This is a genomic window from Pseudomonas sp. TH41, from assembly GCF_016650695.1.
Lineage (GTDB): Bacteria > Pseudomonadota > Gammaproteobacteria > Pseudomonadales > Pseudomonadaceae > Aquipseudomonas.
Map to the genome: position 1 here is coordinate 379819 of NZ_JAEKFH010000001.1, position 12662 is coordinate 392480.

At 56.7% G+C, this 12662-nt stretch carries 8 protein-coding genes; 7 read left to right on the plus strand and 1 reads right to left on the minus strand.

Features of this window, described 5'->3' with window-relative positions:
- Positions 1-355 precede the first annotated feature (355 nt).
- The 6 genes from JFU37_RS01745 to JFU37_RS01770 all read left to right on the plus strand — a co-directional run bounded on the left by JFU37_RS01745 (position 356) and on the right by JFU37_RS01770 (position 9605).
- Positions 356-2074 (plus strand): DUF1302 domain-containing protein, encoded by a 1719-nt coding sequence (locus tag JFU37_RS01745; protein WP_342214903.1) that lies wholly within the window; start codon positions 356-358, stop codon positions 2072-2074.
- 38 nt (positions 2075-2112) lie between these two features.
- Positions 2113-3492, plus strand: coding sequence for a DUF1329 domain-containing protein (locus tag JFU37_RS01750; RefSeq protein WP_201112227.1), 1380 nt, complete (start codon positions 2113-2115; stop codon positions 3490-3492).
- A gap of 73 nt (positions 3493-3565) precedes the next feature.
- Positions 3566-4633 (plus strand): WD40/YVTN/BNR-like repeat-containing protein, encoded by a 1068-nt coding sequence (locus tag JFU37_RS01755; protein ID WP_201112229.1) that lies wholly within the window; start codon positions 3566-3568, stop codon positions 4631-4633.
- 33 nt (positions 4634-4666) lie between these two features.
- A complete protein-coding gene (locus JFU37_RS01760; RefSeq protein WP_201112231.1) occupies positions 4667-7171 on the plus strand; it encodes an efflux RND transporter permease subunit in 2505 nt (834 codons plus the stop codon).
- 82 nt (positions 7172-7253) lie between these two features.
- A complete protein-coding gene (locus JFU37_RS01765) occupies positions 7254-8048 on the plus strand; it encodes an SDR family oxidoreductase (protein ID WP_201112233.1) in 795 nt (264 codons plus the stop codon).
- A 15-nt stretch (positions 8049-8063) separates the two neighbouring features.
- The gene (locus JFU37_RS01770; protein ID WP_201112235.1) at positions 8064-9605 is read left to right on the plus strand and encodes a class I adenylate-forming enzyme family protein; all 1542 of its coding nucleotides are present in this window, start codon (positions 8064-8066) and stop codon (positions 9603-9605) included.
- Here the strand turns inward: JFU37_RS01770 and JFU37_RS01775 are convergent.
- On the minus strand, positions 9571-10209 hold the full coding sequence (locus tag JFU37_RS01775) for a cysteine hydrolase family protein (protein ID WP_201112236.1): 639 nt from the start codon (positions 10207-10209) through the stop codon (positions 9571-9573). The two genes, JFU37_RS01770 and JFU37_RS01775, sit on opposite strands and share 35 nt — an antisense overlap.
- A 121-nt stretch (positions 10210-10330) precedes the next feature.
- Between JFU37_RS01775 and JFU37_RS01780 the strand changes: the two genes are divergently transcribed.
- Positions 10331-12658, plus strand: a complete 2328-nt coding sequence (locus JFU37_RS01780) for an acyl-CoA dehydrogenase (RefSeq protein WP_201112238.1) — start codon at positions 10331-10333, stop codon at positions 12656-12658.
- Positions 12659-12662 lie beyond the last annotated feature (4 nt).

The following is a 12662-nucleotide window of genomic DNA, read 5'->3' on the forward strand; positions in this document are numbered from 1 at the left end:
TATTCTGTCTCGGGGCGCTGACTTGACGAGTGGTACTGCACTGCTATGTAACTGTCATTCAGTAATGATCTGATGCTGATGGAAGGTCTTTTTTATCTACTAATTGGTTGATAAATATGGAAAAAGATTAAAATATAAAAAAAATCAAGAGAAAACGACTTGCCAATAGCTGACGATCTGTTAGCTTGTGACCTAGCGGTTCTGAAGGATCGTCATTGACAGCCTCAAGGTCAAATGCTCTATTTGCGCTCGTCCTTGCTGCAGTCATTTGTTCTTCGTGCCCAGTGTCTAGGCCCTCGGTTGCAGAGGGTCATAGCCGAAAATAAGAAACCGATTCGAATCGGAGAGGCAGGCAGTGAAAACAACCACAAAACGCAGCGTTAGCGGTCGAAGTGTCAGTTCCAAAAAACCGGTCTATGTGTCTTGTTCAATTGTGTTGCTGCTGGGGGCGGCTGTCGGCAACGAAGCTGCGGCGTTTGAAGTTGAAACCGGGAACCCAGATGTCAGCGTCCGCTGGGACAATACTGTTCGCTACAATGCCGGTTGGCGGATGGAAGGGCGCAATGACGACTTTGATAAGTCGCCGTTCTACGATGATACGGAGCACAAGTTCGATAAGGGCGATATGGTCACCAATCGTCTTGACCTTCTCACCGAACTTGATGTCGCCTGGAAGCAGAAGCATGGTTTCCGAATCAGTGCTGCTGGCTGGTATGACGATGCCTATCAGGACAGTGCAGAGCCCAACCCCAACCTGGTCGGTAGCGGCAACTACACCAATAACCATTACAACGGTTATGCCAACCGCTATATTGCGGGCCCTTCAGGTGAAATCCTGGATGCTTTCGCTTTTACCGGGTTTCAGCTGGGTAGCGTAGGTGTCAACCTGAAAGCTGGTCAGCACAACGTTTACTGGGGGGAGTCGCTGTTTACCCTCGGTAACAGTATCGCTTACTCCCAAGGTCCGGTTGACACCATCAAAGCTGCTACCAGCCCTGGTGCGGAAGCCAAAGAGTTGTTCCTGCCTCTCAAGCAAATTTCCACGGATGTCCAACTGACTGACGAACTTTCGTTTGGTGCGCAATACCTGCTGGACTGGAAACCGTTTCGCTTGGTGCCAGGTGGTACCTACTTCTCAAATGCTGACGGAGCACGATCCGACCTTGGTTCGCCTGCTGCGATTTTCAAGATCCCCAACGGCGATGACATTGAGCCCGACAGCCATGGTGACTTCGGCTTGAACTTGCGCTGGAGCCCCTACTGGCTGGAAGGCACGGCCGGGGTTTACTACCGCAAGTTCGGTGAGAAATTGCCATGGAGCTTTACTCAGGTCGGTATCGTGCAGGTGGCGCCAGGCCGTTTTGCAGGCGTGCCCAATGCCATCCGTTACAACTACGCTCGTGACACCGAGTTGTATGGCCTGAGCCTGACCAAAAACCTGGGCACAGTCAGTGTTGCAGGTGAAGTTTCCTACCGCAAAAACACCGCGCTGAACTCGGTAGCAGGCTACACCGTGATTTCCACCGGGGACGCCAGCTATTCCCAGGCCGAAGGTGCACGCGGCGACAGCTACCATGCGTTGATTAACGGAATCTATCTGCTACCACGCACCCCCCTATGGGAGGGAGGTACGCTTCAGGCTGAACTGACTTATAACAAGTTGGACAAAATCACTGAAAACGAGGGGCGATACAACGGGCGTGGGTACGGATGCGTGACCGCGTACAGTAAAAACTGTGCGGATGACCATTCGGTCGGTACGCAAGTAGGGTTTACTCCCGAGTGGCCGCAACTGTTTCCGGGCTGGGACGTTTCGATGCCGGTTACATGGGCCTATGGCATTGATGGCAACAGTCCGACCCTGGGCGGTACCAACGAGGGCGCTTACAACTACTCGGTCGGTATCAGTGGCAAGTGGATGAACTTGCACAACTTCACCCTCAAATGGATAGACTCGCACGCCGATTACAAAAACAATCCGGCTCGCGGCTACGTCACCAGTGACTACACGAACGGCGCGGCGGTGCAGAACGACCATGGCTGGCTGTCGTTCACTTACAAGACAACCTTTTGATTGGCTTCCCTTTACCTGCCTGATGTGAGGGTTCATCAATGAATTACAAGAATATGATGGTATGGGGGGCGGCAAGCCTTCTGTTAGCGGGCCAAGTTTTGGCCGCACCGACCGATGAAGAGATCAAGCAACTGGGCAACAGCCTCACACCTCTCGGCGCAGTCAAGGCGGGTAATGCCAATGGCGCCATTCCTTCCTGGGAAGGTGGCTTGTGCACGGCACCCGCCGGTTACAAACCGATCATGGGCGACAAGGGCGGTTCACCTTATGTTGATCCTTTCGCCAATGAAAAGCCGGTTGTGAGCATCACGGCGGCCAATATGGCGCAATACAAGGACAAGCTTGACGAGGGAACGCAAGAGCTGTTCAAACGCTATCCCGACAGCTTCCGCGTGGACGTTTTCCCAACCCATCGGACGGCCTGTTATCCGAAGTGGGTCTATGACAACACCATTTCGCGAGTTAAAAATCCGCAGTTGGCTGGTTCAGCGCCAGGCTTGGTGAACGCTCACGCCCAGTATCCGTTCCCGATCCCCAAGAACGGTTACGAGGCAATGTGGAATGCCAGCGTCAAGTTTGAACTGCCCTATTCCGAAGGAACTCAGGCGGCTTACCTGATCGATAACAACGGTGGCGTGACTCTTACCAACGTTCAGAAAATCGAAAACCGTAACCTCTTCTGGGATAACACGATCGACAAAGTGCCTGACAATCAGCCGTTCTGGGCTTTGATTGCCAGCACCCTGTCACCTGCTGCTTCTGCAGGCGTCAAGCAGATGCGTCATGCCTTCCTGGAAACTCAGGAACGCGACAACATGGCCTGGAGCTATGTTCCTGGGCAGCGTCGTGTTCGCCTGGCGCCTGAGTTCAAATACGATACGGTCAGTACGTCCAGCGGCGGTGTGTTGCTGTTCGATGAGATCAACGGCTTCGACGGCAAGATGGACAAGTTTGATTTCAAACTGGTTGGCAGGCGCGAAATGTACGTGCCGTACAACGCCTACAAAACCTGGGCGGCTGATCCAACAGCAATCAACACGCCCAAGCACTTGAACCCGGATTACCTGCGTTGGGAACTGCACCGGGTGTGGGAGGTGGAAGCAACGCTCAAGCCTGGCGAACGTCATGTGCAGAAGGTCAAGCGCTTCTATCTGGACGAGGACAGCTGGAGCATCCTGACCTACTACGCGCTGGATCAGGCAGGCAAGGTTCACCACTTGATGTACCAGCCCGCCGTACAACAGTACGAGAAACCCGGTTATCGCAATGGTCAATATGTGCTCTACGACATGACCAAGAACGTGTACTCCAACGGCTCGTTGATGGGTGCACCGAAGATGACAGGTTTCTACAAAGTTGATCCTTACCCGGCCAACTACTTCTCATCCGGTGCTTTGTCCGGCTCCGGCGTACGCTGAAACCTGGGAAGAGTCGAGCACTGTGTGCTCGACTCTTCGAACCTACCTGGCTCAGTAGTGCTGTGAGGATGAAATGGCAACTGTACGTAATATGTTCGTTCTGGCGGCAGCCCTGGTAGCAGGGCTGTCGAACCCGGTAAGTGCGCAAACGGATTTTATCGATCCACTGGATCGTCCAGCGTCTACTGTCGGTAATTTGGCTGGCGCACATCTCAATAGTGTGACCACTGCGGGCGAGCGATTGATTGCAGTTGGAGCACGCGGTCTGATCATTGTTTCCGACGATGCCGGTACCAGTTGGACCCAAGCTTCTTCCCCCGTCTCCAGCGACCTGTTGGGCGTTTATTTTCCAACCGCAAAGCAAGGCTGGGCGGTCGGCCACGATGGCGTGATTCTGCATAGCACTGATGGTGGGCGCAGTTGGGTCAAGCAATTCGATGGCGTGGCGGCGAGCAAGATGTTGACCGAGCACTTTGACAAGTTGGTTGCTGCCGGTGACGAGTCAGCCATCAGCTTTCAAGATGGCGTCAAGCTGAACTATCAGGACGGCCCTGAGCAAGCGCTGATGGGCGTGTGGTTCTCTGACGAGAACAACGGTGTCGTTGTGGGAACGTTTGGAACCATTTTCGCGACCCATGACGGCGGACGAACCTGGGAGTCCTGGATGGAACGGGTGGATAACCCGGATTTCTTGCACTACATGGCGGTCAGCGGACGCGATGATGAGATGTACATCGCTTCTGAGCGTGGGGTGGTCTTCAAGCTGGATCCTCAGGCGCAACGCTTCAGGCGCTTGGATACCGGTTATACGGGCAGTTTTTTCAGCATCAAGGCGACGCCGACGACACTGGTTGCTGCAGGTCTGCGCGGCACTGCATTCAAATCCTTGGATGGCGGCGCCACGTGGCAATCCTTGCCCACCGGAATCAATGTGGCACTCAGCGATGTGCAGAGTTTGCCCGATGGCCGTTTTTTGCTGGCCGGGGTCGATGGCAAAGTCGTTATCAGTGATGCCTCGGTAAGCAGTTTCAAACCCTTGGCGGTGTCGCGTCCTGGAAGGTTCACCAGCTTGGTGGGGCTCAAGGATGGTAGTGCCGTTAGCGTTGGTTTTTCCGGTGTACGGAAAGTCACTGTGCAATAGGCGTCAACGGCTCCAGTCTTTTCAGAGGCAAATATGGTTGATTTGAAAGCGCTGCAAATGCCTGTCATCGCGGACCCTGCCGAGTTCGACAAGAACAGCGGCAATTGGCTCGAGCGGCTGGTATTCAATCACCGCATCAGCGTGATCCTGTTCTGTGGGTTACTGACGTTGTTCTTTGGCTGGAGTGCACTGAAACTTCCAGTCAACACCAGTTTCGAAAAAATGATTCCGCAGTCTCACCCTTATATCCAGAATTATCTGGAGCACAGGGATGCACTTCGCGGTATGGGCAATGCGACCCGCATCGTGGTTGAAAACACCCAGGGTGACATTTTCGATAAGGATTACCTGATTGCCCTGCAGAAGGTCAATGACGCCGTCTACCTGATGTCGGGTGTTGACCAGGGCTGGATGCGCAGCTTGTGGACCAGCAGCCTGCGCTGGACGGAAGTGACTGAAGAGGGTTATCGCGGAGGGCCGGTCATCCCCGATCGCTGGGACGGCAGTGCGCAGTCCATGGACCGTCTGCGTGAGAATATCAATCGTGCGGGTATCGTTGGCAGCTATGTCGCCAACAACTTCAAGTCGTCGATGATTTTTGTGCCGTTGCTCGACATTAACCCTGAAACAGGCAAGCCACTCGACTACGCACAGTTTTCCCGGCAACTGGAAGCGCAAGTGCGTTCTCTGGAAACCGATAAGATCAAGGTTCACATTATTGGCTTCGCCAAGATTGTCGGTGACCTGATCGACGGATTGTATTCGGTCATGGCGTATTTCGGTTTCTCTGTGTTGATCGCAACTGCCCTGGTGCTGCTCTACACCCGTTGCCTGCGTAGCACGCTGCTGCTGGTGTTCTGCGCCTTGCTTGGGGTGGTTTGGCTATTGGGGCTGCTCAGTGTTCTGGGCTATGTACTGGACCCTTATTCGATCCTGGTACCGTTCCTGATTTTCGCCATCGGCCTGTCCCATGGTGCGCAGAAGATGAATGGCATCATGCAAGATGTAGGGCGCGGGACGCACAAGTACGTCGCTGCCCGTTATACATTCCGTCGACTGTTCATGGCCGGTTTGACAGCGTTGCTGGTCAATATCGTCGGCTTTGCCGTATTGATCATCATCGACATCCCGGTGATCCGCGACATGGCCCTGACCACCAGTCTGGGCGTGGCTATCCTGATTTTCACCAAACTGTTTCTGATCCCGGTGCTGCTGTCGTATTTCGGTGTCAGCGACCTTGCTGCCAAACGTAGCATCCAGACCTCTGAACAGTTGGAGTCGGGCCATAGCCCGATGCAGCGGATACGCGCGGGTCTGATCCGTTTGACTGAGCGTCGTCCCGCCATGTTCGCTGTTGCAGGCGCCGTGGTGTTGGCCGGGGGAGGGCTGATGATCGGACACCATGTGCAGTTTGGGGATCTCAACCCCGGTGCGCCGGAGTTGCGTCCTGAGTCGCGCTATAACCGCGATGTTGCCTTTGTGACGCAGAACTATGGCCTGTCCACTGACCAGTTCGTGGTCATGCTAAAAACCCCGGCAAATGGGTGCACCGAATTCGCCTCGCTCACTGAAGCGGATCGACTGAGTGCCCGCTTGCGCGAGCTACCGGGTGTACAGACCACGTTTTCGCCGGCCGATGGCATCCGCCTGACTACCTCCGGGCTGTTCGAGGGCAACCCTAAATGGCAGACCATCCCGCGTAACGCCAGTAACCGCACGCAGGCATTCAACATGTTTGCCACTGACCGTCCGGAACTGGTCGATCGGTTCTGCGTGATCACTCCCGTGATTGCCTACCTGGCCGACCATAAGGCGGCCACGCTGGAACGTGTGGTCAAGGAAGTGGAGGCCTACAGCGCCCAGTACAGCACCGAATCGCGCACATTTTTGCTGGCGGCCGGCAGCGCAGGCATCGAGGCGACGACGAACATTGTGGTCAAGCGCAGCTTCTGGACCCTGCACCTGGTGCTATACGGTGCCGTGGCGCTGCTTTGTTTCCTCACCTTCCGCAGCTGGCGGGCAGTGGTTGTGGCGCTGATTCCATTGATTATTACCTCTATCCTCTGCGAAGCGCTGATGGTGATGCTGAACATCGGCATCAAGGTGGCAACCTTGCCGGTCATTGCGGTTGGAGTCGGTGTTGGTGTCGACTACGCGTTGTACCTGCTCAGCGTTCAACTGGGCTTGCAGAGACATGGCCTGACGCTCGCGCGTTCGTATGAAGGTTCGCTTGATTTCGTCGGACGGATCGTGGGTCTGGTCGGTCTGACTATGGCGGCCGGGGTGATTCCATGGATCTGGTCTCCGATCAAGTTCCAGGCCGACATGGGCATCCTTCTCAGCTTCATGTTCCTCTGGAATATGGTGGGTGCATTGGTACTGATTCCGGCACTGTCCTACTTCCTTTTGCGCACGCCGGCGGATGACGCCGATCGTGACAAGGAACAAGTGACCACCGGGGAGCAGGATGCGATGCCCGCAACGGTATCTCCAGACGACGCGGACAAGCTCGCCGTCAAACTCCGTACCACCGCCTGAGTCCAGCTAAGGCACGGGGCAGAATTATCTGCTCCGTGCTTGCGCGCACCTTTAATAATCTGTGGAAGAGCCGGGGCTGCTGATGAATCTTGGTCTGGAAGGAAAAATTGCCTTTGTTTCCGGTGGCAGTAAGGGCATCGGCCGCGCGTGCTGTGAGCTGCTTGCGGCCGAAGGGTGCAAAGTGGTGGTTGTCGCGCGTAGTAGCGATGCAATCGAGCAAACGGTAGCGGCCCTGCGTGACGCCGGTGGCATTGCCTGCGGTGTGATTGCTGACCTGACCCTGCCCGGCGATGTGCAGCGAGCGGTGGGGGTTGCGCGGCAGACTTTTGGCTCGCCGGACATTGTCATCACCAACGTACATGGCGGTGAGCCCAGCGATTTTTTAGAAGGTAATGCGGATGCGTTTGTCGATGCTTTCCAGAATCTGGTGATGAGCGTCGTGCATCTCGCACGGGCGACAGTACCGCACATGCGTGAGCAACGCTGGGGGCGTCTGTTGACCATCGGCACGGCAGCAGCAAAGGAGCCGGCGTCGGGATTGAACCTGATGGCCGCAACCACCGCACGTGCGGCGGTCGTGACCCTGAACAAATCTTTGGCCGATGAGTTCGCCGTCGATGGTATCACCGTCAATACACTCGCCACTGGCTGGATCGCCACAACGACCATGCTTGATGAAGTCGGGCGCATGGCAAGGGAGCGAGGCATGGCTGCCGATGCCATGCTGCAGCGCTTGACCAAGGGCATTCCTGTTGGCCGCGCGGGCGATCCGAAAGAGATCGCCTCGCTAGCGGTGTACTTGTGCTCTTCACTGGCCGGTTACATGAATGGCTGCCTTATTCCGGTCGATGGTGGTAGCCATCGCAGTGCCTGGTAGAACTCTGGAGTTCCCTTGATCACGTCCCTTTTGCAAGCAACAACCCTCTGGCAACTGTTGGAGCGCCGAGCTGCGTTGACGCCGGACGCGCCCATGCTGATTGATGGACGCAAACATCTGCACATGAATTTCGCCCAGGCACTGGATATTGCCGGGCGGCTTGCGGCGGGCTTTCACGAGCGTGGTATCGGCTCCGGCAGCCTGGTCACCTGGATGCTGCCGACCGGCATGCCGGCAGTCATGACAGCCTTGGCCCTGGCACGTTTGGGCGCTTTGCAGAACCCGATCATCTCTCTATATGGTGAACGCGAGGTGCTCGGCATCCTTGAGCGCAATCGCTCGGAATTCTTGCTGATCCCCGACAGCGGTGAGCGTGATTTTCCGGCGATGGCCCATCAACTTTGCCAGCAGCTCGAACAGCCACCGCAGGTGATCGTCATGGGTAGTCAGTTGCCTCGCGGACGAGTATCCGGGTTACCACCGCCGCCGCAGGACGGTCAGGTCGTACGGTGGGTCTATTACACCTCGGGTACCACCTCGCAACCCAAGGGCGCCTGTCATACCGACGAGACCTTGATGATTGGTGGGCGAAACCTGGCCAGATCGATGAACGTCAGTGCAGCCGATATCGGTAGCGTGGCGTTCCCCTATGCGCACATCGGCGGTGCGATGTATACCGGTATGCTGTTGGCCGCCGGCATGAGTGCGGTGTTGCTTGACCGCTTCCAGGCGCAGGAGGCCGCCGAGATCTATCGTCGCTACAGCGTGACACTGGCAGGTGGCAGCACGGCACATTATCAACTGCTGCTTGCCGAGCAACGCCGTCAGCCAGAAGCGCCACTCCTTCCGGCAATGCGTTTGCTCTGCGGCGGCGGGGCTCCAAAACCGCCGGAGCTCTATTACCAAGTCCGTAACGAGATGAACTGTGGCTTGATTCATAACTACGGCATGACGGAAGTACCGTTGATTTGTGCCGGCTGTGAGGCCGATACCGACGAGCAGTTGGCCAATGCCGATGGAACGCCGATGCAGGGTATCGAACTGCGGATCGTCTGCTCCGGTGGGCGTCTGGCCGGGGAGGGCGAGTCGGGCGAAGTGCGTGTGCGTGGTAATGCGGTATTCAAGGGATATACCGACCCCGAATTGAATGATGCTGCGTTCGATGAAGACGGTTTTTTTTGCACCGGCGACTTGGGCATGCGCCGGGCCGATGGACGTATTGTCCTGACCGGGCGACTCAAGGATGTGATCATCCGCAAGGGCGAAAATATTTCGGCCAGGGAAATCGAAGACCTGCTGTTCACCCACCCTAAAGTGGCGGCCGTGGCGGTCATAGGCCTACCGGATGAATTGCGCGGCGAACGGGTCTGCGCCGTTGTCGAACTGAAGCCAGGTGTCCCGGCGCTGCAGTTCGAAGAGATGGTTGATTACTTCATCCAGGCGCAGGTGATGCGGCAGAAGATTCCCGAGCAACTGGAGGTCGTCGAGCAACTGCCGCGCAATCAAACATTGAACAAAATACTCAAGCACGTCCTGCGTGAGCACTACGCTCGCTGAGCGAGGCGATCACCGACTCGCTGTCGCTGAGGGTGCTATAGAGCGGCAGCAGGTTGGTCACGATGAAGTCGTGGCTTTGTGGCGTGGCACCGGCGATGCAGTCTTCCGGAACCACCACTTGATAGCCCAGGTCAGAGCCGCAGAGCGACAATCCAGAAATCGCGACATTGGTTGAAACGCCTACAGGCACCAAAGTCGTGACCCCCATGTTGCGCAGAATCGAATCCAGGTCGGTGCCGTGGAAACCCACCAGGCTGAAGCTGCGTGCATGCACGATGTCGGATTCGTGGGGTGCCACTTCAGAGACGGACTTAACATCCTCAGAACCGACGATCATTCTGTTTTTCTTGGTCGAACGCGCAATGATGACACTGGTGCGAGGCAGGTCGACATAACCCGGGCGATGGGCCACGTGAAGGTGCAATACCGGCAACCCTGCGGCCCTGAAGGCATCCGCCAGACGAGCGATGCGCGGCAGCACGCCACGTTGTTGAACCTGCTCTGCAAGCCCCGGAAAGTCTGATAGCACAGGGTCAATGACGCCAAGCTGACATTCGCTGATCAACAGCGCAGGGCGTTTTCCAGCTTCAAATCCTCTAAGCATGAATTCCTCTCAAGCAGTCTGGCCACGACGGGCAGGTTGAAATAGTGGTTGACACCAGTTGAGTATAGAATGAAAACTGACATAACGTTAGTTAATTGATGTAAGTATTCAGGAGTCTCTGATGGGAGTAATTGCGGATCAATCGCTGTCAGCCATGCTGCGCCAGTCGGCCGATGACTTTCTGACAGGATCGCACAGCCCATCGCGCTTGCGGGGCTGGATCGGCCGGGCGCGACCGGTGGAATCATCGTTATGGCATGACATTGCAGCATTGGGCTGGACCGGGTTGCTGCTTCCGGAGGCGCTAGGTGGCAGCGGACTGGGATTGCGCGAGGCGACGGTTCTCTGTGAAGTGATGGGCGAGCGTTTGTTTGCCGAACCCTTCGTGGGCTGCTGTGTGATGCCATCGTTGTTGCTTTCACAGGCGCAGGAAGGACCCGCCACCGAGCAATTGGCCGCTTGGCTGGTCAGTGGGGAACGCATGCTTGCTTTGGCTTGGCAAGAGCAGGCCAAGCAGTTGCACCCGCACCCGATTGACTGCAGGTTTGAGCAAGGTCGGCTCAGTGGCCGCAAGGTTTTTGTCCTGGGCGCCGAACAGCAAGCGGTCTTGCTGGTGTCTGCGATCGAGCACGGACAACCGGTAATTGTTGCCATTTCTGCAGATGCGCCAGGAGTACGCATTGAAGCCTTTTCCGCTGGCATCGGTGCTCAGTATCACGTCGACTTCAACCAAGCCCCTGTGCTTTACACACAGCCGTTGCTCAAAGGGCAACCGGCGCTCGATGCCTTGCAACTTAGCCTGGCAGGCGGGCGCATTACCTCGTCGGCGGAATTGGCGGGGCAAGCGGCGGGTTGTTTGCAACAGACCCTGGATTTCGTCAGCCAGCGGGTTCAGTTCGAACGCCCATTGGGCTCGTTCCAGAGCGTTCAACATCGGTGCGTCGACTTGAGCATCGAACAGACGCTGGCCAAGGCCAGTTGGCAGCATGCTCTGACCTGCCATGAACAGGCACCCTTAACTCAGGCCACTCAGGCAGCCATCAGTGCCGCCAAGGCGCGTTGTGCTCAAGCCGCCATCATCACGGGCAAACAGGCAGTGCAACTGCATGGTGCGATGGGCTTTGCCGAGGAAGTGGACATCGGCTTGTACTTGCGTGCGGCGATGTTCGGATCGGCCTGGCTGGGGACGGTCTGGGATCACCGTCGGCAATTTGCAGCGGTCAATAGCGAGAACCAACGTGAAGAAGAGCTGGCGCCATTCGAAGTGTCGAGCTCCAGTGATCCTCGTGAGTGGAGCGATGAGGAGTTTCGGGCACGGTTGCGTGCCTGGTTGGTGGAGTTCTATCCGGATGACCTGCGTCAGAACGACCGCCGGCCATTCCTGCGCCTGCGCGGCGACGACTTGACCGGTTGGCTACGCCTGCTCAACGAACATGGATGGCGCGCTCCGGCCTGGCCCCGTGAATACGGCGGTATGGGCATCTCCTTTCGCAAACAGTTGATCTACCAGCAGGAAATGGAGCGCGCAGGCGTCGGGCGAATTATCGACAACGGAGAAACACAACTTGGTCCGACCATCATCAAGGGCGGCACTGAAGAGCAACGTGCACGCATCCTGCCCAGGATCCTGGCCTGCGACGATATGTGGTGTCAGGGTTATTCCGAGCCAGGTGCTGGCTCGGATCTTGCCAGTTTGCGCACGCGGGCCGATCTCGACGGCGATGAGTTTGTCGTTAATGGGCAGAAAATCTGGACCACACACGCCGCCGAGTGCAGCCATATCTATGCACTGGTGCGCACAGGCAAGTTCGAAAAGAAGCAGCAGGGAATCAGCTTCCTGTTGATCGACCTGAGTGCCCCGGGCGTCAGTATCCGACCGATCGCCAACATCGCTGGCGAGGATGAGTTCTGCGAAGTGTTCTTCGACAACGTTCGAGTGCCAGCCAGCAACCTGCTGGGGGAATTGCATCAAGGTTGGAGCCTGGCCAAGGCATTGCTGGGCCATGAACGGATCTGGCTTGGCAGCGCGGCCATGGCCGGCAGTGCACTGGATCTGGCGCAGCGGCTGGTAACGGAACTGGGTCTGGCCGATGACCGTGGCGTGCTCGATCGACTGGCTTGTTTGCAAACCGACCTGCATGACTATCGATTGTTCTATGCGCAAATTTGCGACCGAATCGCCGAAGCTGATGAACAGCCGGGGCCAGAGGTTTCGATGCTCAAGGTTTACATATCGGAGCTGTTGCAACGCATCACCGAATTTTGCGCCGAAATCGCCGGTGACTCTGGCGGTGTTGTCGGCGATGTGCAAATCGGCTCGCTGCTCACTGACCTGCACTGGCCATTGATGATGGCGCGGCCTGTATCGATTTATGCCGGCGCCAATGAGGTCCAGCGCGACATTCTGGCCAAGGCTGTCCTGAAACTGCCCAGTGCCCCGCGCACCTGAGGCC

Coding starts and splice junctions, on each gene's coding strand:
- JFU37_RS01780 (WP_201112238.1), top strand. CDS start 10,331: ATGGGAGTAATTGCGGATCAATCGCTGTCAGCCATGCTGCGCCAGTCG.
- JFU37_RS01765 (WP_201112233.1), top strand. CDS start 7,254: ATGAATCTTGGTCTGGAAGGAAAAATTGCCTTTGTTTCCGGTGGCAGT.
- JFU37_RS01755 (WP_201112229.1), top strand. CDS start 3,566: ATGGCAACTGTACGTAATATGTTCGTTCTGGCGGCAGCCCTGGTAGCA.
- JFU37_RS01750 (WP_201112227.1), top strand. CDS start 2,113: ATGAATTACAAGAATATGATGGTATGGGGGGCGGCAAGCCTTCTGTTA.
- JFU37_RS01760 (WP_201112231.1), top strand. CDS start 4,667: ATGGTTGATTTGAAAGCGCTGCAAATGCCTGTCATCGCGGACCCTGCC.
- JFU37_RS01775 (WP_201112236.1), bottom strand. CDS start 10,209: ATGCTTAGAGGATTTGAAGCTGGAAAACGCCCTGCGCTGTTGATCAGC.